Here is a 24,553-nt window from a genome sequence, read left to right on the forward strand (position 1 = left end):
TCGAACATAATCTCGTTACTCATCTTTCCGCCTGTTTCCCGGGATCTCCCATGCCACTTACCACTGCCCGATTCCGCGTCGGGTTGCATGCCCTGCTATCCGTCGCCTTGCTTGGACTAGCTCTTTCCGGCCAAGCAACCGCCGAAGAAAGTCAGTTCGGCTACACCTACACCACCGACCTGCTGCCCCAGGGTGCGAAGGAAGTGGAGCAGTGGATGACGTGGCGTCACCGCAAAGTGGCCGGCAGCTTCGATCAGCTGGACGGCCGTACCGAAGTGGAATACGGCCTCACCGATCGCCTGCAGGTGGCGATGTACGCCAACTACGTCTGGTCCTCTGCCTATCACAACGGGCCGTTCGGGCAGACCACGCCGCCCGAGCCGTTATCGTATGACCAGCCCGGTCCGGACCAGCATTACAACGCAAAGCGTTTTGTGGGCATCTCTGGCGAGGCGATCTATCGCCTGTGGAGTCCTTACACCGATCCGCTCGGCGTGGCGGTCTATGTGGAGCCCACGATTGGCCCGGCCTTCCGCGAAGTGGAAACTAAGCTGATCCTGCAGAAGAACTACCTGGACGATCGCCTGACCCTGGCCACCAACTTCACCTACGCTCCCGAGTGGCGCTATCAGGAAACCGACGGCCAGCCCGGCCACAAGACCTGGCAGGAAGAAACCGACGTGAATGTCAGCTTCGCGGCTTCGTATCGCTTTCGCGAGAACTGGTCTGCCGGCGTCGAGTTCATCAACGAACACGAATACAACAGCTACAACTTCAATCGCGAATCCAACAGCGGCTATTTCTTCGGCCCGGCCATCCATTACGGCGGCAAGCGCTTCTTCATTACCGCCACCTTCCTTGAACAGTTGCCGTGGGCCAGCATGCATTCGGATTCGGTCCCGGGCGCTGTTGTGGGCCGCCGCGTCTATGACAACGACTTCGAGAAGTACCGGCTGCGCATCAAAGCCGGCTGGTATTTCTGAGGAGGCACCATGCGTTCACGCTTTCTGCTGATTCCCGCCTACGCACTGGTCGCCAGCGCGCCAGTGCATGCCACCGTTTATCTCAGCGTCGAACAGGCGCAGGCACTAATGTTTCCGGGTGCCACGCTGACGCCGGATTTCGTCACGCTCACACCGGAGCAGATGAAGGCCATCGAGAAGGCCTGCGATGTGAACGTGCTCACGCCGAATCTGAAAGCCTGGCGTGTCTCCACCGGTGGCTGGTTCATTGCCGACCAGGTGGTGGGCAAGCACGAGTTCATTCCCTTCGCGGTGGCGATCGATGCGCAAGGCGCGGTAAGGAGCGTGGAGATTCTCGAATACCGCGAGACCTTTGGCGACCAGGTGCGTAACGAGGCGTGGCGCGCGCAGTTCGTGGGCAAGACGCACGACGCACCACTCAAACTCAACAGCGATATCAAGAATATTTCCGGCGCTACGCTGTCGAGCCGTCACATCACCGACGGCGTCAAGCGCCTGCTCACCACCTATGCACTCGTCCTCGCCGCTCCGCACGGTTGAACGCGCGCGCCCCTTGCTGGGCACCACGGTAAATATCCGGGTCGAGTACGCGGACGAGCTGGCTGCGCATCGCGCCATCGATGCGGCCTTCGCCGCCGTCGCCAGCGTGCATGGCGCGATGAGTTTCCACGAAGCCGACAGCGATCTGGCACGGCTGCACCGCACCCGCTGCGGCGTGCGCGTGCAACTCGCCGAACAAACCGCTGAAGTGCTGCGCGAAGCGTTGAAGCTGGCCGCGCTCAGCAACGGCGTGTTCGATGTCAGCATCGCCACCCAACTGGTGGCGTGGGGCCTGCTGCCCCAGCCGGCACATGTGAATCGGCCCGCACCCGATGCCTGCTGGCGCGACATTCACCTCGACGAAGAGCATGGCGTGCGACTGGAACGTCCGCTATGGATCGACCTCGGCGGCATTGCCAAGGGCTATGCCGTCGACTGCGCCATCGAAGCCCTGCGCGCGCACGGGATCGATAGCGGCTGCGTCAATGCAGGTGGCGATCTGCGCACGCTCGGCGGCGGCCCGCACCGCATCGTCATCGATACCGGTGAGGCAGCAGCCTCACATCATCCCGTGCTGGAACTGGGCGAAGCCGCGGTGGCGACCAGCCATAGCCGCGCGCTGCCCGATCACGCCGCCGCGCCACACGTGCACGGCCAGGCGCGCACTGCGGCCGGCCGTCGGGAATGCGCCACCGTAGTGGCCGAACGCTGCATCCACGCCGATGCACTGACCAAGCTGGTGCTGGCACTCGGCCCCGCCAGTACCGACCTGCTGCTGCACTACGACGCTACCGCGTACTGGCAGGACGCCGACGGATGCTGGACCACCCTGGGTACCTCGCCATGAGCCCGCATCCGCACCATCCCACCGTCGTCGGGCATCGCACGCCGCTGCGTCTTTCGCGCCGGCGCCGTTATCTGGTGTACGGCATCGGCTGGACGCTATGGGCCAGCGGCGCGCTATGGCTGCTGTTTCACTACGCGCTGATGCAGAAAGGCGAGTTCGGCGATACGCCGCACCCGCTGGAACCGTGGTGGCTGCGCCTGCATGCAGCGATGGCCTTTGCGGCGCTATGGAGTTTTGGCCTGGTATGGGGCGTGCACATCGTGGCCGGCTGGCGCACGCGGCGCCAGCGCCTGTCGGGTGGTTTGTCGGTCGGCTTGCTGCTGTGGCTGGTGATCAGCGGCTACCTGCTTTACTACCTCGGCGACGAGCAATGGCGCGGCATTACCTCGGTCGCGCACTGGCTGACCGGACTAAGCCTGCCCCTGCTGCTCGCCTGTCACATCATTTTCGGGCGACGCCGCACCAAGCGGTAAAACCTTACTTGTCCGCAGCATGCGAGTGCTGCTCGCCCCGGCGGCCCACCAGCAGATACCAGGCGACAAACACGCCCACCGCCACACCAACAAACTCGAAGAACACGCGCGTACCGAGGCCGTCGGGATCGTGCACCTCGGCCAGCTTCACTTTCAGCAGTTGCAGCGATTCCACGCGGCCGTAGCTGAAATAGACGATGTCCCACAGATCTCCGCTGGCGGTCAGGAACAATGCCAGTAGATAGGCCCAGCCGATCTGCGTCCCCTGGCCCCAGCCATTGCGCCGGCCGAGCCAGTGAAACAGGGCATACAGCAGAAAACCTGCGGCCGCGGCGATGGCACCGGCCTGCAGGCCACCGACCATGCCGTAACCCATCCACGATTGGTTGTAGTGCATCTGCCCTTCCGTTGCCCCATGGCGTCAGCGCCCATTATGCCTGTCGGCTCAATCTCGGCCGCGGCACGGCCGATAACAGCGTGACGTAGTCCTTAACCGGGCTTAATCCGGCAATTCCCCTACAGACTAGCCGTCCACCGCGTCACACCTTGTTCCGCAGGGCTGACGCTAGACTCCCTATCCCGAAACACGCCAACCGCACAGCCATGCGACACCCCATCAGCGAAAGCGCCGCTCTGATCCTCGTCGACGTGCAGCCGGACTTCATGCCTGGCGGAAGCCTGGCCTGCCATGAGGGTGACGCCATCGTGCCGGGCATCCGACACTTGCTGGAGACACGTGCTTTTCGCCATGTCGTCGCCACCCAGGACTGGCATCCGGCGGGACACATATCCTTCGCCAGCAGCCATCCCGGCCGCGAGCCGTTCGACCGTATTCCGCTCTACGGCCATGCGCAGACGCTGTGGCCGGACCATTGCGTACAGGACACCCCCGGGGCCGCACTGCATCCGGCCCTCGATCTGTCGCGACTGGACAAGGTCGTAAGAAAAGGCAGCGACCCGCGCGTAGATTCCTACAGCGGTTTTCGCGAGAACTACGGCCCGCATGGTACGCGGCCGAATACCGAGCTCGCCGAATGGCTACGCGCGCGCGGCGTGGACGAACTCTATGTCTGCGGTCTGGCGCGCGATGTATGCGTCCTATGGACGGTGCAGGACGCCGTCAGCCTGGGCTTCAAGACACGCCTCCTGTGGGAACTGACCCGTCCAGTCACACCGGACGCCGATATCGCCACCCGCGCCCGGCTCGACCAGTTGGAGGTGGAGGTACTGGAGTCGCTTGCCCTCGCGGCCTAGGAACCTGCTCGAAGGCTTTTCGCGTGATCGTCAGCCGTCATTCTCGCTGGCGGCATCCACCCGCACCCCACCGTCCTCGTCCACCGTCACCCTCAACACGATGGGGCGGCAGCAGACCTGACAATCCTCAATGTATTGCTGATCTTCCGCCGAACCTTCGACGAAGATGTCGACCGGCTCGCCGCAATACGGACAGTGGATCAGCACCTGAGTGAGCATGGCCGGGCCCTAGCTGGAAGTACGCAACCACTCCGCTGGCGTCACAATGGCAAACCAACCCTCGCGCGCCGTGCGGCGGCCCAACCGTAGCACTTCCTTGTCCTTGCTGAGCAGCCAGCGCGCCTGCGCAACGAAGGCCAGTTCCAGGAATTTCTGGTCGTCGGGATCGGCGCAGCGCGGCAGCTTCACCGTGTCGTCCATGCGCATGTCGTGCGCTGCCAGGCAACGCACGCACTGGTCGTACGAAGCCAGCGCGGCCGCTTGCGCTGCCTCGTTCAGCGCCAGCTGCGAATACCCGAGCACGCGCCGCCATTCATCACGGCAGGCCTCATTCGTCACGGCCTCCAGCGCACCCTGCAGCAGGGCCTCGCGCAAGACGGCGACTTGCCTATCGGCGAACACGAACAGGTCGAGGCAGACGTTGGTATCCAGCACCAGTCGATGCGCAAGGGCGTTTGGTCGATCGGTTGGCGAGCTCATGCCAGCGCCCGGTATTCAGTGGAGGCGCGCACGGTAGCCCGGATCCTGCGCACTGTCGAACGCAAGCGTTTGTCACGGCGTTGCGCGAGAATGACGCCTTGCCCAACCGGCCGGCTACCTTCGTGGGCCAGTCCAGGAATTCTTATGAACGACGCCGCTTTGCAGCACTATTTTCTTCGCCTGTTCGCCGACCACGGCATCGAACTGGAACCCGACGAGGACGGCTGGCTGGTCACCGAAGGCGACTTTCCCGCCATCCGCGCCACCTGGCACCCGAGCCAGGGCGAGTCGCCGGGCCGGCTCGACATCGACGTGGTGATCGACGACGAGCGCCATATCGAGGAGAGCTTCGCTGGTTACGGCCAAGGCGATGCAGCCTGTCGCGATGCGCTCGACGCCTTTGTCGCGCAGGCGCTGCACCCTTTGCTCGCGGCCTGCTGGTACGTCACCGACGAACGCAAGATCGCCATCGAGGCCTGGGATATCGGCGTGCGCACCTGGGATGTTTTCAGCGGCGCCACCGGTATCCGCGGCACCATCACGGTGCCGCCGGAAGTCCGCACGGCGCTGACCGATGCGCTGCGGCAAAAGTCGCTCACGCCGGAGCTGCACTGGGTGCGTGTGTTCTATACCCGCGCCGAGGACGGCACCATCAATGCGGAAGCCAGCTTCGACAACGAGCCGTGGACAGAAGGCACCGCCGCACTCACTTCGGCTCCCTGGCCACACGAAGGCCAGGCCGGTGGTGCGCGCTGGCTAACCCTGCTGGACGTGCGCGACTACTGAGCGGAAGGAACCACGCGTGAAACTCCCCGAACTGCCCTTCACCATCACTCACTGGGATGGCGTGACTCCAACGCGCCACCCCGGCGCGCAAGGCGAGGCGCTGTGGCGCTCGTTCCATGCCGGCGATTTGCGTGTACGCATCGTCGAATATTCGCCGGGCTATCTGGCCGACCACTGGTGCGACCGCGGCCATGTGCTGTACGTGCTGGAGGGCGAGCTACACACCGAGCTGAAAGACGGTCGCCGCTTCGTGCTTACCGCCGGCATGAGTTACCAAGTGTCGGATTTCGGCGATGCCGCGCATCGCTCGTCCACACCCACCGGGGTCAGGCTGTTCGTGGTGGATTGAGCAGAGCCCGCTCGGCGACGCTACAAGGTCAGCAATACCTTGCCGATAGCGCCGCGACTCTCGATATAGGCATGCGCCTCGGCGCCGTCCGATAACGAGAAACGCACTGCGATGCGCGGCCGCACCGAACCGCTGCGGACCATCGCGAACAACGCCGCGGCACGTTCGCGGCGAACGGCGGCGCTGGTCAATACGTTCCACAGATCGCCACCGGTGAGCGTGAGCGAGCGGTCCATCAACAGGCGCGGGTCGACCGGCTCCGGATCGCCGGCCGCCATACCGTAGAACACCACGGTGCCACCGATGCGCGCGGCCGCCAGGCTGTCGCCCAAGGTACGGCCCACGGAGTCATACACCACATCGGCGCCACGCCCGCCGGTCAGCGACTTCACGGCGGGCAGCAGATCCTCGTAGCTCACCGCCGCATCCGCTCCCGCGGCGATCACCTTGTCGCGGCGAGCCTCACTCGAGGCCGTACCAAGCACAACCGCGCCCATGCTCTTCAGCATCTGGGTCAGCAACCAGCCCACGCCACCGGCCGCGGCATGCACCACCGCCACGTCACCGGGCTTTACCGCATAGCTGTCGCGCACCAGATATTGCGCCGTCAGCCCCTGCAGCAGCACAGCAGCTGCAATGTCGGTGCCGATGTCGGCAGGCAGCGGGATGAGTTTGTCGACATCCACCGCAACCAGTTCGGCATTGGCATACGGCATGTCCGCGAAACCCACCCGAGTGCCGACGGGAAACAGGCTGTCGCCCGCCGCCGCCACTTCGATCACGCCCGCGCCCTCATAGCCGAGTATCCACGGCGCCGACCCACTGAGGTGATAGTTGCCATTGCGGCGATAGACGTCAGCGAAGTTGAGGCCGACACATTCCATCCGCACTAATGCCTGCCCCGGTCCGGGCACGGGATCGGGCCGCTCTGCCCAATGCAGTACCTCCGGACCTCCGAAACGGTCAAATACCAGGGCGTGCATGGCGCATGGTCTCCAGATGAGTGCACGGAAAGAGCATCAGCATGCCAGCTTTGGGACATTCAGCTCAGCGTAGACGGCGACGCCGTAGACATTTGCGGGGGGCGTGCCCGTCAACCAGTCGTGGAATCCTGCGTTTTCTGCTTCTCGATGGCCATGACGTCCGTGGCCTGCATGCTGGGGAAGTCTCGCTGATGCGACGAACCTTTGTTGTCGGTTGCCCACGCTCCGGCACCACCATCGTCCAGGCCATGCTGGCCCGGCATCCGGCCGTCTTCACTCTGCCGGAAACCGGCTTCTTCACGCACCTGCATGGCAATACCGCATGGCGTTGGGGCGATGCTCACGAGAAGTACCGGCGGGCACGATGGCGGCAGCGCCTTGGCTTCTCGCGCAAGCATGAGCGCAACCTGTTCATGACCTTGCAGCGCATGCTGTCCTCGACGCCCGCCTCGTCCTTGCGTCCCTCGCTACGCATGCGCACGCTCGAACAGCGCTTCATCACCCTGCTCGACCAACTGGCGCTCGAGAACGGACGCGAGCTGTGGCTGGAGAAAACGCCCAACCATCTTCTGTTCATCCCCGAAATCGAAGCCCTGGTGCCCGACGCCTGCTTCGTCCATGTCATTCGCCCGGGCATGGACGTGCTCGCCTCACTGGCCGATGCCAGCCTGCTGTTCGAGCACGACAACGCCTTCGGTGGCGGCACCGTGCATTGGGCCAGGCGCTGGAACCGCGCGATGCAGATCCACCGGACCCATATGGCACGGCCGCAGCACTATCTGCTGTTTCTCGACGACCTGATCGAGCACCCCGAACGCGAGTGGCAACGCTTGTGCGGCTTTCTCGACATCGCCGCGGATGCACCGCTCAAGGACGCGTGTACCCAGCTCATCGCCGATCTGGAGCAGGAACCGTGGAAACGCAGAGCGATCCACGGCCACCTGCGCCTACCCGACAGCAAGGTCGATGGCCTGTTCGGGCCGAAGTTGCAACGCTGGCTGCAGACCCGGCTGGCGTCGTATGACGACCTGCGCGCGCATCACATGCAGACTCGAGGCGAGGACGCCTTCGCACGGCGCGAGCAACCGCTCCACACCCAGCACATCCGCAAGATCGCGGCGAAGTCCGCAGGCGGCTGACTTCGTCGCCGATCGGCGGCGCGGCTCAAACCTGCGAGACGGCCTCTTCGATCAGGTTCACGATCTGGTGCGGATGCGCCGCCAGCGACGCGTGGCTCGAGGTCAGCGACATGATCTTCCGCGCACCGATCCGCTCGGCCATCCACCGCTCGGTTTCCGGCGGGATCATGCGATCCTCATCCGACACCTGATACCAGCTCGGCTTGCTCTTCCACGCAGGCGGGCCGGCCTTGTCCTCGAAGCAGCGCGCTGCGATCGGCTTTTGCGCCACCGCCATCACCGTCGCGGCATCGTCGCCGAGATCCTGGCAGAAGCTTTCCTTGAACAGATCCCGGTCGATCCACAGGAAGCCGTACTGGTCCGGTCGGATACTGGCCGCGCCGGGCGGCGGCTCCTGCCGCGCGAAGAGGCTTCCCAGACTATCGCCCTCATCCGGCGCGAAAGCCGCCACGAAAACCAGTCCCACCACATTGGACGCATTGCCCGCACCGGAAATGACCGCACCGCCATACGAGTGTCCAACCAGCAGCACGGGCCCCGGCTGCGCTTCCGCCAACCGGCGAGTGCGCTCCACATCGTCTTCCAATGAGGTCAACGGGTTCTGCACCGCACTGATGCGGTAGCCCTTGGCGTTCAACACTGGAATCACCTTGCTCCAGTGTGAGCCGTCACCCCATGCGCCGTGCACCAACACGATCGTCGGCCTGTCGGCCATAGCACGCTCCTCGACTCGCCCAACCTCAGATCCAACGACATCCCCGCACGACGGCACCGACGCTACGCCACGCGTCTGCATGCAAGAGGTGCAGCACGCGTGAATCCTCTGTCATGACAAAAGGGCAACGTCGTCTGTGGCATATCCCGCGGCGGCACGGAACCCACCATCCCGGATGGTCGCCGGATGCCGGCGGATTTAACCCCGTTCGGCACGGCCATCCGTTGCATCACTGATCACATGGAGAACCTCAGATGAAATACCGCCTGCTCCTGCTCCCACTCGCACTGGCCGCCTGCTCGCAGACATCGCCGCCGGATAGCGGCAACGCACCGGCACCCGCAGCTGCCACGACCGTGCAAGCCAAGCCGGCACCCGCGACTGCTGCCGTCGACACGGCGCCGCTCGGCCAATACCACTGGCAGCTGAGTGAAGCCACGGGCAGCGACGGCAAGCGCATCGACGCGCTGTTCGTACGTGCGGACAAACCACTGCAGCTGGATTTCGTGCGCGACCGCCTCAGCGTCAGCAACGCCTGCAACCGCCTGGGCGGCAACTACAGCGTCGATGGCGAACGCCTGAAGATCGGCCCGATGGCGCAGACCATGATGGCTTGCCCCGACAAGGCGCTGGCCGACCTCGACGGCGCCATCAGCCAGCGCCTGCAAGGCAACCCCAAGCTCAGCCTGCGCACGGAAGGCGATGCACCGCAGCTGCGCCTGAGCACCGATGGTGGCGACACCCTGGTCTTTACCAGCCAGCCCACCGCGGAAACACGTTATGGCGGCGAAGGCGAAACTGTGTTCCTGGAAGTGGCGCCGCAGACCAAACCCTGCAGCCATCCGCTGATCCCCAATATGCAATGCCTGCAGGTGCGTGAGCGCAAGTACAGTGAGAACGGCGTGGTCGTCGGTACACCGGGCGAATGGCAGCCGCTGTATCAGAGCATTGAGGGATACACGCACGAAGCCGGCATACGCAACGTGCTGCGCGTGAAGCGCTTCAATATCAAGAACCCACCGGCCGATGCGCCGAACACCGCCTATGTGCTGGACATGGTGGTGGAGTCGGAAGTGGTGAAGCAGTAAGCCCAGCGCTTACAAAATCACATCCATTCCGGTAGGAGCGCACCCTGTGCGCTCCTACCGTTGCCGTCAGGCTGCGGCGCCTACGCGATGGCGAACGACATTCATGTCGCGCACCGGGCGGACTTCGATGCTGCCATAGCGCGACCACGGAAATTCCGCAGCAATGCGCTCGGCTTCGGCGATGTCCTCGGCCTCGATCAGATTGAAGCCACCCAGGTATTCCTTGGTTTCCGCAAAGGGGCCATCAACGATGGTGGAGCGTCCATTGCGCACGCGCATGGTGCGCGATTGCACCGGCAGCTCAAGCTGCTGACTGTCCAGCAGCTTGCCTTCCTTGCGCAGCTGATCAGCCTTGGCAAAGCAGCCGCGCATCAGCGTATCGAACTCGCCCGGAGGCAGTGCATCGAGCAATGCGGGGTCGCAATAAATCATCATCAGGAACTTCATGATGCTTCCGTTCGCGTCGGGGGAGCCGCGATGGTAGTACATCCACCGCGAGGCGCTCGAGTGGCGTAACCGCCACCAAGACAACGAATTGATAACGTTGTCAGATCCAGGCAAACAGCAGATCGACACCTTGTACGAAGCGCAGATACAGCGTCCGCAAGAATTCCCTGTTGCAATGCATTAGCGCTTTTCAGGCCAACGGTCACAGTTTCTCCGACACATAGAAGACAACGTTGTCATCCGGGTGGCAGAGGGGACTCCGTAGCCAGCGACGCAAGCGCGCCATTCCCTCATGGCGCCAACGCTATCGCTCAACCACCCGCTTCCGTCATCGACGACAACGAGGAGAGGAGACAGCCCTATGCGTGCGAAACATTCGATAGCGCGGATCATCGCCGGCGCCCTGAGCAGCACAGCGGGCACGGCCGTGGCCGTGAGCCTGCTAGCCATGACGCCGGTGCAGCCAGTCAAAGCGGCAACGTTGCCTGCCTGCGCATCTGCCTGGAGCGCGACCGCGGTCTACGTGGGCGGCAACACCGCCAGCGAGAACAACGTGAACTATGTGGCGAACTGGTGGACCCAGGGCAACGACCCGGCCACCAACAACGGTGGCTCCGGCTCGGGTCAGCCATGGACTTCGCAAGGCGCCTGCGGCACCGGCACGCCGCCACCTCCTCCCCCGCCACCACCTCCGCCGCCCCCGCCGCCGGGTTCGGGTGCCGGCCTGCTGTTCAGTCCTTACAAGGACGTCACCATCAATCTCAACTGGAACACCAACACCATCCAGACCGCGGTCACCGGTTCGGCGATTCCGTTGGTGGGCAGTGGCAGTCTGGTGTCCAACTACGTGCCGAAGCTAGGTGCCGTCACGCTTGCTTTCGCCACGGGTGAATGCGGCAGCGAGAACTGGGGCGGCATTCCGGGCGCGAGCTTCGCCAGCGCCAATATCAGTGCGCTTTCCAACGCGGGCCTGAGCTACGTAGTTTCCACCGGCGGTGCCGCAGGCAGCTTCACCTGCTCCACGCCGTCGGGCATGGCCAAGTTCGTGTCGACCTACATGTCACCACAGATGGTGGGCGTGGACTTTGATATCGAGGCCGGCCAGACGCAGGCGCAGGTCAACGCACTCGTGTCCGCCGCAGTCTATGCGCAGGGCCTGTACCCCAAGCTGCGCTTCTCGTTCACGCTGGCCACGCTGGCCGCTTCCGATGGCAGCTACGGCGGATTGAACAGCCAGGGCGACATGGTGGTGAAGGCTATCAAGGCTTCCACCCTGAGCAACTACACCGTCAATCTGATGGTGATGGACTACGGCTCAGCCAGCGCGTCCATCTGCGTGGTCGCCAACGGTCAGTGCGACATGGGCCAGTCGGCAATCCAGGCCGCCAAGAACCTGCAGCACACCTACGGCATCCCGCTCAGCAAGATCGAGCTGACGCCCATGATCGGCATGAACGATGTCACCAGTGAAGTCTTCACCGCGGCGAATGTCGACACCATGGTGAACTACGCGATCAGCAACAACTTGGCCGGTGTGCACTTCTGGTCGCTGGACCGCGACACGCCATGTTCGGGCTCCAGCAACTGGGCCTCGCCCACCTGCAACTCGGTGAGCGGCACCACACCACTGCTGTACACCAAGCGCTTCCTGACTGATCTCGGCCGGTAAGCACGCGTTGCAACACTGGAAACCCCGGGCCTGTGGCCCGGGGTTTCCTTTTCAGCCTGCCGTGGAGTCGTACCCGGGACCGGACTCTTACAGTCCGATCACAGACAGGCGTGTATCTCATGGCACCAGGACCATCCGTGCCAGCCACTCATGAGCCGCCTGTACGACCTTTCCTCCCAAGCCGTGCGCACCCTCTACGACCGGCGCATCGCCAATCCGCCGGTACTCGATACCGACACCCGGTTTCCCGCGGCCCGTCACTTTGTGGAAGCGTGGCCGACCCTGCGCGACGAGGCACTGGCGTTGACCCGCCAACTGCATACCGTGCCGCGCTTCCATGAACTGATGAGCGAGCAGACCGCTCTCTCCACTCACGATGGCCACGACTGGCGCATGTTTCTGCTGAAGGTGTACGGGAATCCTATCGGACCAAACATGGCCGCCTGCCCGCACCTCGCTGCGTTGATCAACGCCTGGCCGGACGTGCTTTCCGCCACGCTCTCGTTCCTTGCGCCGCACAAACACGTCCCGCAACACCGCGGCCCTTTCAAAGGCGTGCTGCGATTTCAGCTCGGCCTATCGGTGCCGCTGGATGCGGACGGCCGCCCTGCGGCGGTGCTGCGCCTTGCCGGCGAAGAACACCGGATCGGCAACGGCCAGGCCTTGCTGTGGGACGACACCTATCCGCACGAAGTGTGGAACGACAGTGACGAGTGGCGTATCGCTCTCCTGCTGGATGTTCGCCGCCGCCACATGCCGGCCGACATGGCCCTGCTCTCCCGTCTGCTGATCGCCGGCATTGGCACCGTGGCGCGCTGGCGCCTGCCGTCGCTGATACAGGCAGGCAGGAACGACACCTAACGCCTGCTCTTGCCGCAGATCGAGGCGGCGGTGTCATCCCGCTCATCCACACAAGCCTTGAAGTCCACCGGCAAGCCGACGATCTCGCGACTCGCGCCCACCGCCAAGGCGAGCCGTTCGAGTGGCGGCGCATCGCACGCTTTGTCCGCGGTGGCGTCAGGGCAGACGGCGGAGAACAATGCGAAATGGCATTGGCCACTGGCGCTGCCCAGGCATTCGAATTTCGCAACGCCAGCTTGCAAGTGCACGACGCCATGCACCTTGTCGTGACCATCGGCGATGCTGTGCATCTCGATCGTGCGGCCACCGGTACAACCGACCAGGGTCATCACGTAATAGATAAGTGCGAGCAGATTGCGCATACGTCACCTCCGCCGAGGCGTGGGCCGCGATACGCAGCACCCGCGCTAGTCGGCATGCGTTTACATGGAGCGAAACAAAGCCATGAACGGCTGACTCACGGTCAGCGTCTCCGGCCGGCTTCTCAGCTTGATGGTGCCCTTGCCGCTGTCGTCGCGAACGATCGAAGCAACCGCTTTCAGATTCACGATGGTGGCGCGATGGATCTGCTTGAACACCGCCGGATCCAGCGCGCCGAGCAACTCGCGGATCGGTTTGCGCAGCAAGGCTTCGCCCGCAGCCGTCACCACCGTGGTGTATTTGTTATCGGCGCGGAAATAGATCACGTCGTCGATCAGGATCAACTGGGTCTCCCGCCCACTGCTGGCGGTGATCCAGGTCAACGGCTGCTTCGCACCCGGCTGCAGCAGATTCGCACCGAGCTGCCGTACCAGCGAGGCCAGCGCTTCCGTATCGACCGCATGACCGACGCGTGCCTTGACCCGCTGCACCGTGGCGGCCAGACGCTCCGGCGCAATCGGCTTGAGCAGGTAGTCGATGGCACCGCGCTCGAAGGCATCAATGGCGTAATGGTCGTACGCGGTGACGAATACGATCTGCGTGGCCGCACTGACTTCAGCCGCCGCTGCCGCCACTTCCAGCCCGGTGAGGCCAGGCATGCGGATATCGAGGAAAGCTAGCTCGGGCTGGTGCTCCGCGATGGCTTCCAACGCGCTGGCACCATCCTCGCATTCCGCCACCACCTCGAGTTCCGGCCAGACCTGTGCCAACTGTTCCAGTAGCGCCTGACGCAGCAGGGCCTCGTCTTCGGCGATTACACACTTAGCCATGGCGGCCCACCTTGTCCGGCGCAGCCGGCACAGTCAGCGTGGCAGCTACGCCATGGGGGAAATTGGCCACGATGGCGAGCGACGCCGCTGTGCCGTAGACCAGACGCAGGCGCTCGCGCACGTTCTTCAGACCGATGCCGGTACCGCCGCCCGCGTCGCTGAAACCACAGCCATCATCCGCCACCGTCATGGAAACCGTGCCGTCGCCCACACGGCCAAGCAGCCATACCGTGCCACCGCCCGGCTTGGGTTCCAGACCGTGCTTCACCGCGTTCTCGACCAGAGTCTGCAACATCATCGGCGGCAGCGGCGTCGTATGCAGTTCGTCCGCCACATCGATCTGCAGCTTCAGTCGTTCGCCCATGCGGATGCGCAGAATTTCCAGATAGGCGCGCGACCGCTCCAGCTCATCACCCAGGGTAGACAACACCTCATCGGTACGTGGCAGTGAGCGGCGCAGATAGGCGATCAAATGGCCCAGCATGTCGTCGGCCCGTGCCGGGTCGGTGCGCGTGAGGTACTGGGCGCTGGCCAGCGTGTTGTAGAGAAAATGCGGCTCGACCTGCGCATGCAGCAGATTCAATCGCGCCACCGTCAATTCCTTCTCGGTCGCGGTCTGCGTAGCGGCCGCCTGCTCGCCCCGGCGGCGCTCAGCGACGCGGCGCGTAATGGCGCGAGTGATCGCTTCGGCGTTCTCCAGATTGGTGCCGTCATCGACGCGGAACCAGTCGCTCCAGGCACCGCTGCCGGGTTCGCAGATCAGCGTGACGCTGCCGGTGCCATCGCCCGGCGTGACCGTGGCGAGAATCTGGTTGTCCTTGCGGCCGAACCAGTCGAACATGCTGAAACGCTTCAGCGGCTTGTTGCCATAGGGATCGATGCGTCGCACCTGCGCACGTATCTGCAGGCTGTCGCGGGCGCTTTCGATCGCCTCCGTGCGCGGCAGCTCGCGGATCGCCGCATCCAGCAGATCGAAGGCCTCACCCGCCTCGAAGGGAATCTCCACCTGGCGGCGCTGCCGGTTGGCAAGCGTGTCGTGGTCCACACGACCGGCGATCAGGCGCACGCGGCGCACATGCGAGAACGCACCGGTGATCACCATCGCCAGCATGGCGAGCACAGCCAGCACGAACGGCCAAGCTGGCCCGTGGTAGCGCCCGTCGGTCGCGCCCATCCACACCACCACGCACAGCATGAAGGCGAGGAACCAGGCCACCATCAGGCGAATCACAAAGAAGAAGCTAGTAACCACGGTGTCCCCCCACGGCGTCATCGTCTCGATGGACCGGGAGCATAGCCGGGCAAGGCCGGTTCCAGACGGGGGTTACGACGGGACCGGGATAACAGCGACGAATGCGGGATTTCCGGGAGCGAAATCCGCCCCACAGGCAAAAAAATTGCGGGCCTTATGCAGGCCCGCAACCAATGGTGCCACTAAGACCGGCACCCGTTCCTGGTTTGCCGAGGTACCCCAGGGGGAGATAGATACCTCTTGCGTAGTTCGCAGCAACATCACGGATGCGGAGGACAAACCACTATGTGCTGCGATTTCATTGACAACCGGTACCACCCATCCATGGGCACCGGGACATACCCGAACTATCACTGCAACAACCAACCATACGCATCACACCTCGCAGACGCTGCCGACACGGGAGCGTGTGCAGCGGCATCGTCCTCACCCCGAGATGTGCAGGCATTTCAGCATGGCGAGCCTGAGCGGCTCTACGGGAAACGATCTTAAAGCGCGTGCTCCAGCGCAGAGAGCATGGCTTCCACACGTTCGCTGTCAATGTGCTGTCCTGCGATCAATATCTGTTCGATTTCACCAGCCATCGTCTGCACCTGCCGGTCACCGAAGATCAGCGTGCTGCCCTTGATACGGTGCGCATGATGCGCGGCCAGAGCTAACTCGCCCGCGGTGATTGCCGTCCTGATCGCCACCAAATCATTCCGCGCCTCTTGGACAAAAAGCGCGCGGGTATCCTCCTCGATTTCTATCGGATCGGCCGATATCGCCAGCACCGTCCGTAGCTTCTCGATCGACAGAGGCTTGCCCAGCACCGCGTCGATGCCACTCATCTCACAGCGTTTCCGATGCGCATCGCCCTGCGTCGCCGAGATCGCCACCAGCGGCACACGCGCGTATCCATGGCTTGCCTCCAGCTCACGCAATGCCTCTGCTACCTGGTAGCCATTCATGTCGGGCAACTCGCCATCGAGCAGCACTGCAACATAGTCATCTGCACGGAAGGCATCGATTGCGGCCTGTCCGTGATCGACCGCCGTCGTGTCGTAGCCGAGACGACGCAGCTGTGCCTGGATAATCTTGCGGTTGGCCGGATGATCCTCCACCAGCAGGACCTTGCCATGCTGTCCGGGAGTAATCATCGCGGCAATCATCGGCGCACTGTCGGCGACATCTTCATCCTCTCCGATCGGCACCAGACCGGTCGGCAACTCGATACGCACCGACGTGCCGACGCCGGCCTCGCTGGTCAGGCTGAGCTTGCCGCCCAACTGCGCCACGATCTCCCGGCAGATGGACAAGCCCAAGCCGGAACCACCCAGTTGCGTGGCCAGCGGCCCATGTGCCTGCGAGAACTGCTTGAACAGCGCGTGCTGTTGATCGGCAGGAATGCCGAACCCCGTGTCGTAGACCTCCACCACCAGACGCAGCCCGTCTTTCCCATCGCACGCAGGCTCCTGCCACAGAGCCATGCCAACGTGTCCCTCCGTGGTGAACTTCACCGCATTGCCAAATAGGTTATCCAGCACTTGGCGCAGACGTGTCTCGTCCAGCATCAGATAAGGCAAAGGGCCACAGGGAAGATCCAGCTTGACCTGCAAGCCCTTCGATTCGATCGCCAGCTGCTGCGCATTCACGCAATGCCGCGCCACCGCCAGCACATCACAGGCAACCAGCGCAGACGTAAACGCCGTGGCCTCGGTGCGGATGTAGTCCAGCGCATTGCTCAACAGGCATGGCAGATTGCGGCTTCTGGTCCGCGCGGTCGTCAGCAACTCATGTTGCTCACCGCCCAATCCGGCATGAGCCAGCAGTTCGATGGAGGAACTGAGCGCATCGACGGCAGTGCGCACCTCATGGCTCATCACCGCGGGCAACATGGCTTTCTGCTGCTCGCTGCGCCGCGAGGCCAGCCGTGCGCGATGCATCTGATACAGCGCAAACAGCAGAGCGAGCAGCGACAGGGCGGCGAGCGGCGCACGCATCATTACGACCCGCCATGCATCAGCAGGATCTGCTCCTTCAGCTTGAACAGTTCAGCATCGGCCTGAATGCCCAGCTTCTTGTACGCCATCGATTTCTGCGTGCTGATGGTTTTCAAGCTGCGATTGAATTTGCTGGCGATCTGGCTCACCGACAGACCGTCGAGAAAGCAGCGGATCACCTCCCATTCGCGCGGCGACAGGGGCGCATGCAGCCTGGGTGGCGCATCAACACCGATGGAGGGCGGCAAATAGGTTTTCCCGGCCACCACGGCGGTGATCGCCTCGAGCATGTCGTTAGCGTCCTGGGTCTTGCTGAAAAAGCCGTTCGCGCCTTCGCGCAACAACATGTTCACGGTGATGCTTTGCTCGTGTCCCGACACCACCAGAATGCGCAGCTGGGGATGGCGCGCGCGCAGCGTCTTCACCAGCGCCACGCCATCCATATCGTCAGAGCCCAATGCGTAGTCGATCAAGGCGACATCTACCGGCATGGCGGACAGCATCGCGCGGAACGTCCGGCTGCTGCTGTGGCTGCCCACCACCGTGATATCGGGTATTTGCTTGAGATACGCCGTGAGGCCTCTGAGGATGAATTCGTGATCGTCCAGCAAGGCGACACGCACAGGACCGGCGGTGAAAGAGGTCGTCATAAGAGACTCGGCTTGAGGCGGATGGCATCTCATCCGGGGTCGCGGCGTCGGCAGCGCTCGCTCTTCTGAGAGGGCCGGGCGATGCCGATCGGACCGTGAGCGCTGCAAGGGAAAGTCCGTCGACCTGGCGGATGGCTTTGCCGCTTGCGCACGGCGCACACGACCCGACGATTCCACCATGCGACCCGCGACGCATCTATGGGAGCAGTCCGAAACTCCCGCGCCACCAAAGGTGCTGCGACACCATGCAGCGGCACCGCTAACAGCCCCGGCCAACCCGTGAGCCGTTGGAATCGCTAGATCCTGGCCATCACGCTCGACCGCGATCTATGCCGGAAACCGGCCTGGTCGCCACCTCGTCAACGATTCGTGACGGCATAGGACTTTTCTGATTCCGATGCCCCGGCGATTTCGCAACACTGCTCCCCGCAACGACGCCAAGCCTGCTCCTGGCTTCCCGCCGGACCCGGGCCGATTCATTAGAGCGTCGAGTGTCATCCCGCATGCCACGGACGGTCATGCGTCGACCGTCCGGTCGGAGACAGGCCGCACTACCAACCCCAGTGCGGCCTGTCGGGATCCTTTTACAGCCACGGAGCGAGGCGCGACGAAATCCGCATACCCGGTCTTTCGCCCCAAGGGCGGATCACTATCGCGTGTGCTCATTTCGGCAGTCGGCAAGGCTCCCAGGTATACCGGCGTCGCCACCGAGCGGCTCCGGGGAGCAAGCCCCATGCAGTCAGCTCGAACGTTACAACCTGCTCTCGCAGCACCGACACACAGGCGCATCACGCGGCTCGCGCTGCTCACGCTCGCCTATTGTGTCGCCGCCGCGCATGCCACGACGGCGACCAATGATCAGGCTACTCATGACCGGTTGCTGACCCATGCGCGCCAACAACGCGACAGCGGCCACCGCATGGAAGCCCTGGCCGTCTGCGAAACTCTGCTGCAACGCTGGCCGCGCGATGCGGAAGCACAACGCCTGCGCATTCGCCTGCTATCCGAACTCGGCGCCGCGAACCAAGCTTTACAGCTGGCTCGCGAGCTCACGCCCTCGCTGTCTCCCGACGACATGGCGCGACTGGAAGCCGACGCCGCCGCGCATCAAACGCGCTGGGCAAAAGCCGTGCCGGCCGATCCGCGCCAGCCGTATGCGGAAGCAGATCGCGCCATTGCACTTCAGGACGATGCACTAGCCCGTCACGGCAACACGCCCCATCTGGCAACGGGAATCCGCGCGGACCGTCTCGTCTCCTATAACCAGGCTTCACGCAGTGCCGCCGCAGTGAACGATTACAACGCCTTGCAACGCGACGGCGGCAGCGTGCCACCCTATGCCACCGCCGCGATGGCCGATGCGCTGCTGCAACAGCGCCTGCCGGAACAAGCCATCCCGCTCTACGAAGCAAGCATCCGCAACCATCCCGACGCCTACGCGGAGAACGAAACCGACCCGCGCATCGGCCTCACTTATGCCTATCTGGAAACCGGCCGCTATCGCGACGCCGCGGCACTGATCGACCACACCGCCGCCACGGAAAAAACCTGGTTGCCCGCACCGGGATCACCACGCCCGCGCGATAACCCGCACAAGACCGACGCCGACATCGCCGCCGCGCAAGTCCGCCAGCAAGCGTGGCTCTATCGCGAAGCCTGGCAACGCATCGATGCCTTGCGTGCGCAGGCGCCGGGCAACTCAACGCTGTGGCGCGAACTCGCCGACGTGGAGCGCGCACGCGGCTGGCCGCGCCGCTCGGAAGACACACTGGCCGGCGCGGCGGCACTCGATCCCGAAGACATCGCCGTGCGTCTGGGGATGATCGACAGCTGGCGCGAGCTCAACAATTTCGACCGCGTCGAGCCAACCTTGCAACGGGTGGAAGCCGTGATCCCGCGCGACCCACAGGTGCAACTCGCGCGCCAGGCATGGGATCGCCAGCGCGGCTGGCAGTTCGATCTCGATCACTCGCGCGGCCAGGGCGGCGCGCCGAACTACGGCGACAGCGATCACGAAACCCAGGCCACCCTGCAAAGCCCGCTGCTCGACGATCGCTGGCGCCTCTACGGCATCACCCGCCTGGCCAGCGCAGCGCTACCCGAAGGCCCGGGTCAGCGCGACCGCCTCGGTCTCGGCTTGCGTGGCTACGCGCGCGGACTGGAAGCCTACGTGCAGGCACTGCAAGGCATCGGTGGCGAAAGCCGCCGCAACACACTCGAAGCCGGCGTGCGCTGGTTCCCCAGCGACTACTGGACCTTCGTGCTCGGCTGGAGCAACACCGGCGATCAAGACGTACCGCTGCGCGCCAGCCACTACGGCATCACCGCGCATACGTTCGACGCTTCCGTGCAATGGCGACCGAGCGAACTGAGCGCGATCAAGCTGGGCGGTTCGCAGGATCACTTCAGCGACGGTAACCAGCGCCGCGGTTGGCAGGCACAGTGGATGCAGCGCGTGCACACCGCGCCATGGTTCACGTTCGATGGCGGGGTGGAGCTCGGCGGCACCCGCAACACGCTTACCGACGTGCCGTATTACAGCCCCGCCTGCGCGCGCTGGGCCGCACTCGATGGCCGACTCGAGAGTCTGCTGTATCAACGCTACGAGCGCAGCTGGCGCCAGCGCATCGATATCGCGGCCGGCAGTTATCACGAATGCCGCTATGGCACCGGCTGGATGGCCAGCCTGCGCTACGGCCAGACCTTCGCACCGCGCGGTGGACTCTCCTTTGGCTGGGGCCTGGGCTGGTCCAGCCAGCCGTACGACGGCCGGCGCGACAAGCGGGTCATGCTGGACCTCACCATGCACTGGGGCGAATGACCATGCTGAGACTACGCACCCTGCTCCTGCTGATGCTCTCGCTGCTCGCCGCACCGGCATGGGCAGCCGATCGCTTTGATGCGCTCAGCACACCACCGCCCGCGCGCGCGCCGTTGCCGCCGCTGATCGTGCTCAATTACCACGACGTGCGCGACGACATCCGCGATGCCGGCCGGCTGGACAGCACCGCCATCAGCACCGATCACCTGATCGCGCACTTCGACTGGCTGCGCGCCAACGGCTTCCACATGGTCAGCCTGGACGAAGTGATCGCCGCGCGCCGCGGACAGCGCGCGCTGCCCGACAAGGCCGTGCTGCTGACCTTCGACGATGGGCTGATCAGCTTCTACACGCGCGTGTTTCCGCTGCTGCGTGCCTATCACTACCCTGCGCTATTCGCCGTGGAAGGCTCCTGGATCGATCGTCCGGACAGTCAGCGCTTCGACTACAACGGCGAGCGATGCGCACATGAGTGCTTCGTCGGCTGGGCGCAGTCGCGTGAGATGCGTGATTCCGGCCTGGTGGATATCGCCTCGCACACCAACGACCTGCACCGGGGCGTGCTGGCCAACCCGCAAGGCAACATGATGCCGGCGGCGGTCAGCCTCGCCTATGACCCGCAGCGCGGCTACGAAACCGAGGCCGCCTATCGCGCGCGCATCCGCGCCGATCTCAAGCACAGCGCCGACGACATCGAACACCACACCGGACAGCGCCCGCGCGCCATCGTGTGGCCCTACGGCAACTACAACGGCATCGCCCAGGCGGAGGCCGCCGCGCAAGGCATGGATGTGTCCTTCAGCCTGGACGACGACCCAGTCACCCTGGCACCCGACAAAACCATCCCGCGTCTACTTATCTCCGACAACATCGGCGTCGAGGGCCTCGCCGCATTGATCTACCGCCAGCGCGCGGTGACGCCGCTGCGCGTGGTGCAAGTGGATCTGGATTACGTCTACGACCCGGACCCCGCGCAACAGGACAAGAACCTCTCCGCCTTGCTCGACCGCATCCGGCGCATGAAGCCGAGCCAGGTCTGGCTGCAGGCTTATGCCGATCCCGATGGCGATGGCGTGGCCGACGCCGTGTACTTCCCCAATCGCCACCTGCCGGTACGCGCCGATCTCTTCTCACGCGTCGCCTGGCAACTGCGCACGCGTTGCGAGGTGGAGGTGTATGCATGGATGCCGGTGCTGGCCTTCCGCTTCCCGCATGCGGACAGCCTGCCGACACTGGGCAAATCCGGTGCCGCGCACGACGGCGATCACTACCGCCTTGCGCCGTGGGATCCACAGGTGCGCACGATGATCGGTGACGTCTACGAAGACCTTGCCATGCATGCGCCCCTCAGCGGCCTGCTGTTCTCCGACGACGCCTATATCCGTGACACCGACAACCTCGGCCCGCTGGCGCACAGCACACCCGCGCAGCGCACTCAGTATCTGATCGACTTCACCACCGAACTGACGGCACGCGTGCGTCCATGGCGCGCGCAGATCAAGACCGCGCGGAACCTCTACGCACGACCCGTGCTGCAACCGGAAGCCGAGGCCTGGTTCGCGCAGAGCCTGCCAGCCTTCAACGCCGCCTACGACTACACCGCGCTGATGGCCATGCCGCAGCTGGATCAGCAGCCCGCCACCGACGGCTGGTTCCGCCGGCTGGCCGCCGCCGTGGCGGCGCAACCGCACGCGCTGGATCGCACCGTGTTCGAACTGGCCGCCGTCGACTGGCGCCACGGCAACACACCGATCCCCGCGGCCGTCATCGGCGCTCGCATGCACCTGCTGCAAGCGCAGGGTGTGCGTCATCTCGGCTACTACCCCGACAACTTCATTGCCGGCCAACCCGCGCTGGAGGCCATCCGGCCCTACATCTCCGCCGCTGAATACCCCTACCCGGAACGTTGAGGAAGGGCATGCATCAGATCATCACCTGGCTGTTCGACTACGCCTTCTACTACCCGCTCGTGATGTCCTTTGTGTGGATGAGCGGCGGCCTGATTTACTACCTGCGCTGGGAACGCGGGCAGCCCAGGCGCGTCGACCCGCCCGCGCTGGAAAGCTATCCGTTCGTCACGCTGATCGTGCCCTGCCATAACGAAGGCGAACAGGTACGCGAGACCATCGCCCACCTCACCGCGCAGCGCTATCCGCATTTCGAAGTGATCGCGGTCAACGATGGCTCCACCGACGACACCGGCGCACAACTGGATGCCTTGCTGGCGGAGTATCCACAGTTGCGCGTGATCCATTTCGCCAGCAATCAGGGCAAGGCCATGGGCCTGCGCATGGCCGCCATGGCGGCGCGCGGTGAATTCCTGGTCTGCGTGGACGGCGATGCCCTGCTCGACGAATACGCTACGCACTGGCTGATGCGGCATATGGTCAGCAGCTCGCGCGTCGGCTCGGTCACCGGCAACCCGCGCATCCGCAACCGCTCCACCCTGCTGGGCAAGCTGCAGGTCGGCGAGTTCTCCTCGATCATCGGCCTGATCAAGCGCGCACAGCGTGTGTACGGGCGTGTGTTCACGGTCTCCGGCGTGATCGCCTGTTTTCGCCGCAGCGCCGTGCACGATGTCGGCTACTGGAGCACCGACATGGTGACCGAGGACATCGACATCAGCTGGCGGCTGCAGATGCGCCACTGGGATATCCGCTACGAACCCAATGCGCTGTGCTGGATATTGATGCCGGAAACGCTGCGCGGCCTGTGGAAGCAGCGCGTGCGCTGGGCCCAGGGCGGCGTGGAAGTGGTGCTGCGCTATACCCGCCAATTGCTGCGCTGGCGCAAGCGCCGCATGTGGCCGATCGCGCTGGAATACATCCTCAGCCTGGCCTGGGCGTACGCGATGCTGAGTATCGTGGTGCTGTGGCTGCTGGGTCTATTCCTGCCGCTGCCACCCACGATGCGTGTGCCAACGCTGCTGCCGCAATGGCATGGCGTGATGCTTGGCATGATCTGCCTGATCCAGTTTGGCATCGCCACGTTGATCGACCGGCGTTACGAGACCCGGGTCGGACGCAACTACTACTGGATGATCTGGTACCCGCTGACTTACTGGCTGCTCAGCACGGCCACCACCGTGGTGGCCTTTCCCAAGGCGCTGTTCAAGCGCAAGGGAACGCGAGCGGTATGGACTAGCCCTGACCGAGGTGTGCGATGAGAGCCGAAGCCATTCTGATTCAACGACCGGAGCGCCAGCGTCCGGCCCAGCGCCTGTTGTTCACCACGGCCACCTTGCTGGCCTGGGCGGTGTGGGCGTCATTGTGGCTGCCCCTGGCCACGCTAGTCGCGTGGCTACTCGGTCTGCGCATCAGCTACGTGGAAATGGTCGTACGCGAACACGACCGCGGCATGAACGACTTGTTGACCATGCTGGCGATCGCCTGCGCCTGCGCGCTGGCCGCGGCGGCATGGGCCGGCTACAACCGCCTGCGTTACGGCCATCTGCGCCGGCGCCACCGCGGCCTGCCCGCCGACCGCACCGCCATTGCCAGCGCGCTGGGCGTACAGCACGTCACGGCGACCTGGATGTATACGGCGCCGCACATGGTGCTGGAGTTTCTCGAAGACGGCCTGATCGTGCATCAGCAAGGTGCGCAGCAGCGTGTCTTGCATAGCGCTGCCGCCTAGGCCTCGTTAGCTTCGAAGCTCGGCTTGATCTCTCTTCCAGCGGGGTGAGAAGTGGGTACTCGAGACAGGCTTCCCTACTCGTCATTCCGGCGAAGGCCGGAATCCAGTGGCGTTGTCGCTCGGTTGTCGCGTCTGCGTGCCCGGGCTCGCCTGCCGCGGGCTTCCGAACCGCTGCCGCGGCTCGGGTCA

26 protein-coding genes are annotated in these 24,553 nt (G+C 64.2%); 15 read left to right on the plus strand and 11 right to left on the minus strand.

Annotated elements, in window-relative coordinates; translation table 11 throughout:
• Positions 1 to 50: 50 nt before the first annotated feature.
• The 4 genes from BM338_RS12140 to BM338_RS12155 are packed head-to-tail and all read left to right on the plus strand — an operon-like array spanning position 51 to position 2,843.
• Positions 51 to 983, plus strand: coding sequence for a DUF6662 family protein (locus BM338_RS12140; protein ID WP_090451113.1), 933 nt, complete (start codon positions 51 to 53; stop codon positions 981 to 983).
• Positions 984 to 992: 9 nt separating this feature from the next.
• The gene (locus tag BM338_RS12145) at positions 993 to 1,523 is read left to right on the plus strand and encodes an FMN-binding protein (RefSeq protein WP_090451114.1); all 531 of its coding nucleotides are present in this window, start codon (positions 993 to 995) and stop codon (positions 1,521 to 1,523) included.
• A 13-nt stretch (positions 1,524 to 1,536) separates the two neighbouring features.
• A complete protein-coding gene (locus tag BM338_RS12150) occupies positions 1,537 to 2,370 on the plus strand; it encodes an FAD:protein FMN transferase (protein ID WP_177229310.1) in 834 nt (277 codons plus the stop codon).
• A complete protein-coding gene (locus tag BM338_RS12155; RefSeq protein WP_090451116.1) occupies positions 2,367 to 2,843 on the plus strand; it encodes a hypothetical protein in 477 nt (158 codons plus the stop codon). Before BM338_RS12150 ends, BM338_RS12155 begins: the two co-directional genes overlap by 4 nt.
• Before the next feature lie 4 nt (positions 2,844 to 2,847).
• Here BM338_RS12155 and BM338_RS12160 read toward each other — a convergent pair whose 3' ends face one another.
• Complete coding sequence (locus BM338_RS12160) at positions 2,848 to 3,240, minus strand: hypothetical protein (protein WP_090451117.1); 393 nt, start codon at positions 3,238 to 3,240, stop codon at positions 2,848 to 2,850.
• A gap of 206 nt (positions 3,241 to 3,446) precedes the next feature.
• On the opposite strand from BM338_RS12160, the gene pncA reads away from it, so the two are divergent.
• On the plus strand, positions 3,447 to 4,097 hold the full coding sequence (pncA, locus tag BM338_RS12165; protein ID WP_090451118.1) for a bifunctional nicotinamidase/pyrazinamidase: 651 nt from the start codon (positions 3,447 to 3,449) through the stop codon (positions 4,095 to 4,097).
• Between the two features lie 30 nt (positions 4,098 to 4,127).
• Here pncA and BM338_RS12170 read toward each other — a convergent pair whose 3' ends face one another.
• Both BM338_RS12170 and BM338_RS12175 read right to left on the minus strand, forming a co-directional pair.
• Entirely contained in the window at positions 4,128 to 4,316 is a 189-nt protein-coding gene (locus tag BM338_RS12170; RefSeq protein ID WP_090451119.1) for a CPXCG motif-containing cysteine-rich protein, read from the minus strand.
• Between the two features lie 9 nt (positions 4,317 to 4,325).
• Complete coding sequence (locus BM338_RS12175; protein ID WP_090451120.1) at positions 4,326 to 4,796, minus strand: PIN domain-containing protein; 471 nt, start codon at positions 4,794 to 4,796, stop codon at positions 4,326 to 4,328.
• 144 nt (positions 4,797 to 4,940) lie between these two features.
• Here BM338_RS12175 and BM338_RS12180 point away from each other — a divergent pair, with 144 nt between their 5' ends.
• Complete coding sequence (locus BM338_RS12180) at positions 4,941 to 5,582, plus strand: DUF6348 family protein (protein ID WP_090451121.1); 642 nt, start codon at positions 4,941 to 4,943, stop codon at positions 5,580 to 5,582.
• Positions 5,583 to 5,598: 16 nt separating this feature from the next.
• Positions 5,599 to 5,931, plus strand: coding sequence for a DHCW motif cupin fold protein (locus BM338_RS12185; protein WP_090451122.1), 333 nt, complete (start codon positions 5,599 to 5,601; stop codon positions 5,929 to 5,931).
• 20 nt (positions 5,932 to 5,951) lie between these two features.
• On the opposite strand, the gene BM338_RS12190 is transcribed toward BM338_RS12185, so the two are convergent.
• Positions 5,952 to 6,914 carry a quinone oxidoreductase family protein gene (locus BM338_RS12190; protein ID WP_090451123.1) on the minus strand — a complete coding sequence of 321 codons (963 nt, stop codon included), beginning with the start codon at positions 6,912 to 6,914 and terminating at the stop codon, positions 5,952 to 5,954.
• 191 nt (positions 6,915 to 7,105) lie between these two features.
• Between BM338_RS12190 and BM338_RS12195 the strand changes: the two genes are divergently transcribed.
• Positions 7,106 to 8,053 (plus strand): sulfotransferase family protein, encoded by a 948-nt coding sequence (locus tag BM338_RS12195; RefSeq protein ID WP_090451124.1) that lies wholly within the window; start codon positions 7,106 to 7,108, stop codon positions 8,051 to 8,053.
• A gap of 25 nt (positions 8,054 to 8,078) precedes the next feature.
• Here the strand turns inward: BM338_RS12195 and BM338_RS12200 are convergent, their stop codons facing one another.
• A complete protein-coding gene (locus tag BM338_RS12200) occupies positions 8,079 to 8,768 on the minus strand; it encodes an alpha/beta hydrolase (protein ID WP_090451125.1) in 690 nt (229 codons plus the stop codon).
• A 254-nt stretch (positions 8,769 to 9,022) separates the two neighbouring features.
• On the opposite strand from BM338_RS12200, the gene BM338_RS12205 reads away from it, so the two are divergent.
• Entirely contained in the window at positions 9,023 to 9,856 is an 834-nt protein-coding gene (locus BM338_RS12205) for an META and DUF4377 domain-containing protein (protein WP_090451126.1), read from the plus strand.
• A 66-nt stretch (positions 9,857 to 9,922) separates the two neighbouring features.
• Here BM338_RS12205 and BM338_RS12210 read toward each other — a convergent pair whose 3' ends face one another.
• Positions 9,923 to 10,303: a YciI family protein gene (locus BM338_RS12210; protein ID WP_090451127.1), complete on the minus strand. Its 381-nt coding sequence runs from the start codon at positions 10,301 to 10,303 to the stop codon at positions 9,923 to 9,925.
• 361 nt (positions 10,304 to 10,664) lie between these two features.
• On the opposite strand from BM338_RS12210, the gene BM338_RS12215 reads away from it, so the two are divergent.
• Together BM338_RS12215 and BM338_RS12220 are read left to right on the plus strand one after the other, a co-directional pair.
• Complete coding sequence (locus tag BM338_RS12215; RefSeq protein ID WP_090451128.1) at positions 10,665 to 11,972, plus strand: carbohydrate-binding protein; 1,308 nt, start codon at positions 10,665 to 10,667, stop codon at positions 11,970 to 11,972.
• A gap of 150 nt (positions 11,973 to 12,122) precedes the next feature.
• On the plus strand, positions 12,123 to 12,833 hold the full coding sequence (locus BM338_RS12220) for an aspartyl/asparaginyl beta-hydroxylase domain-containing protein (protein ID WP_090451129.1): 711 nt from the start codon (positions 12,123 to 12,125) through the stop codon (positions 12,831 to 12,833).
• Here BM338_RS12220 and BM338_RS12225 read toward each other — a convergent pair.
• From BM338_RS12225 to BM338_RS12245, 5 genes are all read right to left on the minus strand, one after another.
• Positions 12,830 to 13,195, minus strand: a complete 366-nt coding sequence (locus tag BM338_RS12225) for a hypothetical protein (protein WP_090451130.1) — start codon at positions 13,193 to 13,195, stop codon at positions 12,830 to 12,832. The genes BM338_RS12220 and BM338_RS12225 overlap by 4 nt on opposite strands.
• 60 nt (positions 13,196 to 13,255) lie before the next feature.
• Entirely contained in the window at positions 13,256 to 14,023 is a 768-nt protein-coding gene (locus BM338_RS12230) for a LytR/AlgR family response regulator transcription factor (RefSeq protein ID WP_090451131.1), read from the minus strand.
• On the minus strand, positions 14,016 to 15,218 hold the full coding sequence (locus BM338_RS12235) for a sensor histidine kinase (RefSeq protein WP_255367296.1): 1,203 nt from the start codon (positions 15,216 to 15,218) through the stop codon (positions 14,016 to 14,018). Before BM338_RS12235 ends, BM338_RS12230 begins: the two co-directional genes overlap by 8 nt.
• A gap of 545 nt (positions 15,219 to 15,763) precedes the next feature.
• Positions 15,764 to 17,152 carry an ATP-binding protein gene (locus BM338_RS12240; protein WP_177229311.1) on the minus strand — a complete coding sequence of 463 codons (1,389 nt, stop codon included), beginning with the start codon at positions 17,150 to 17,152 and terminating at the stop codon, positions 15,764 to 15,766.
• A gap of 107 nt (positions 17,153 to 17,259) precedes the next feature.
• Complete coding sequence (locus BM338_RS12245) at positions 17,260 to 17,907, minus strand: response regulator (protein WP_090451134.1); 648 nt, start codon at positions 17,905 to 17,907, stop codon at positions 17,260 to 17,262.
• A gap of 733 nt (positions 17,908 to 18,640) precedes the next feature.
• Between BM338_RS12245 and pgaA the strand changes: the two genes are divergently transcribed.
• From pgaA to pgaD, 4 genes are read left to right on the plus strand one after another with little or no spacing between them, the layout of a single operon-like run.
• A complete protein-coding gene (pgaA, locus tag BM338_RS12250) occupies positions 18,641 to 20,728 on the plus strand; it encodes a poly-beta-1,6 N-acetyl-D-glucosamine export porin PgaA (protein ID WP_177229312.1) in 2,088 nt (695 codons plus the stop codon).
• Positions 20,729 to 20,730: 2 nt separating this feature from the next.
• A complete protein-coding gene (gene pgaB / locus BM338_RS12255; RefSeq protein WP_090451282.1) occupies positions 20,731 to 22,638 on the plus strand; it encodes a poly-beta-1,6-N-acetyl-D-glucosamine N-deacetylase PgaB in 1,908 nt (635 codons plus the stop codon).
• An 8-nt stretch (positions 22,639 to 22,646) separates the two neighbouring features.
• Positions 22,647 to 23,894, plus strand: a complete 1,248-nt coding sequence (gene pgaC, locus BM338_RS12260; RefSeq protein WP_090451136.1) for a poly-beta-1,6-N-acetyl-D-glucosamine synthase — start codon at positions 22,647 to 22,649, stop codon at positions 23,892 to 23,894.
• Entirely contained in the window at positions 23,891 to 24,364 is a 474-nt protein-coding gene (gene pgaD / locus BM338_RS12265) for a poly-beta-1,6-N-acetyl-D-glucosamine biosynthesis protein PgaD (RefSeq protein WP_090451137.1), read from the plus strand. The genes pgaC and pgaD overlap by 4 nt, the downstream gene beginning before the upstream one ends.
• Positions 24,365 to 24,553: the final 189 nt, after the last annotated feature.

It is taken from the genome of Dyella sp. OK004 (assembly GCF_900114495.1).
Lineage (GTDB): Bacteria > Pseudomonadota > Gammaproteobacteria > Xanthomonadales > Rhodanobacteraceae > Dyella_D.

Excerpts from the sequence above, each read along its gene's own strand:
- BM338_RS12140 (WP_090451113.1), top strand. The coding sequence starts at position 51 with ATGCCACTTACCACTGCCCGATTCCGCGTCGGGTTGCATGCCCTGCTA.
- BM338_RS12145 (WP_090451114.1), top strand. The coding sequence starts at position 993 with ATGCGTTCACGCTTTCTGCTGATTCCCGCCTACGCACTGGTCGCCAGC.
- BM338_RS12155 (WP_090451116.1), top strand. The coding sequence starts at position 2,367 with ATGAGCCCGCATCCGCACCATCCCACCGTCGTCGGGCATCGCACGCCG.
- BM338_RS12160 (WP_090451117.1), bottom strand. The coding sequence starts at position 3,240 with ATGCACTACAACCAATCGTGGATGGGTTACGGCATGGTCGGTGGCCTG.
- pncA (WP_090451118.1), top strand. The coding sequence starts at position 3,447 with ATGCGACACCCCATCAGCGAAAGCGCCGCTCTGATCCTCGTCGACGTG.
- BM338_RS12170 (WP_090451119.1), bottom strand. The coding sequence starts at position 4,316 with ATGCTCACTCAGGTGCTGATCCACTGTCCGTATTGCGGCGAGCCGGTC.
- BM338_RS12175 (WP_090451120.1), bottom strand. The coding sequence starts at position 4,796 with ATGAGCTCGCCAACCGATCGACCAAACGCCCTTGCGCATCGACTGGTG.
- BM338_RS12180 (WP_090451121.1), top strand. The coding sequence starts at position 4,941 with ATGAACGACGCCGCTTTGCAGCACTATTTTCTTCGCCTGTTCGCCGAC.
- BM338_RS12190 (WP_090451123.1), bottom strand. The coding sequence starts at position 6,914 with ATGCACGCCCTGGTATTTGACCGTTTCGGAGGTCCGGAGGTACTGCAT.
- BM338_RS12195 (WP_090451124.1), top strand. The coding sequence starts at position 7,106 with ATGCGACGAACCTTTGTTGTCGGTTGCCCACGCTCCGGCACCACCATC.
- BM338_RS12200 (WP_090451125.1), bottom strand. The coding sequence starts at position 8,768 with ATGGCCGACAGGCCGACGATCGTGTTGGTGCACGGCGCATGGGGTGAC.
- BM338_RS12205 (WP_090451126.1), top strand. The coding sequence starts at position 9,023 with ATGAAATACCGCCTGCTCCTGCTCCCACTCGCACTGGCCGCCTGCTCG.
- BM338_RS12210 (WP_090451127.1), bottom strand. The coding sequence starts at position 10,303 with ATGAAGTTCCTGATGATGATTTATTGCGACCCCGCATTGCTCGATGCA.
- BM338_RS12215 (WP_090451128.1), top strand. The coding sequence starts at position 10,665 with ATGCGTGCGAAACATTCGATAGCGCGGATCATCGCCGGCGCCCTGAGC.
- BM338_RS12220 (WP_090451129.1), top strand. The coding sequence starts at position 12,123 with ATGAGCCGCCTGTACGACCTTTCCTCCCAAGCCGTGCGCACCCTCTAC.
- BM338_RS12225 (WP_090451130.1), bottom strand. The coding sequence starts at position 13,195 with ATGCGCAATCTGCTCGCACTTATCTATTACGTGATGACCCTGGTCGGT.
- BM338_RS12230 (WP_090451131.1), bottom strand. The coding sequence starts at position 14,023 with ATGGCTAAGTGTGTAATCGCCGAAGACGAGGCCCTGCTGCGTCAGGCG.
- BM338_RS12235 (WP_255367296.1), bottom strand. The coding sequence starts at position 15,218 with ATGCTGTGCGTGGTGGTGTGGATGGGCGCGACCGACGGGCGCTACCAC.
- BM338_RS12240 (WP_177229311.1), bottom strand. The coding sequence starts at position 17,152 with ATGTTGCCCGCGGTGATGAGCCATGAGGTGCGCACTGCCGTCGATGCG.
- BM338_RS12245 (WP_090451134.1), bottom strand. The coding sequence starts at position 17,907 with ATGACGACCTCTTTCACCGCCGGTCCTGTGCGTGTCGCCTTGCTGGAC.
- pgaA (WP_177229312.1), top strand. The coding sequence starts at position 18,641 with ATGCAGTCAGCTCGAACGTTACAACCTGCTCTCGCAGCACCGACACAC.
- pgaB (WP_090451282.1), top strand. The coding sequence starts at position 20,731 with ATGCTGAGACTACGCACCCTGCTCCTGCTGATGCTCTCGCTGCTCGCC.
- pgaC (WP_090451136.1), top strand. The coding sequence starts at position 22,647 with ATGCATCAGATCATCACCTGGCTGTTCGACTACGCCTTCTACTACCCG.
- pgaD (WP_090451137.1), top strand. The coding sequence starts at position 23,891 with ATGAGAGCCGAAGCCATTCTGATTCAACGACCGGAGCGCCAGCGTCCG.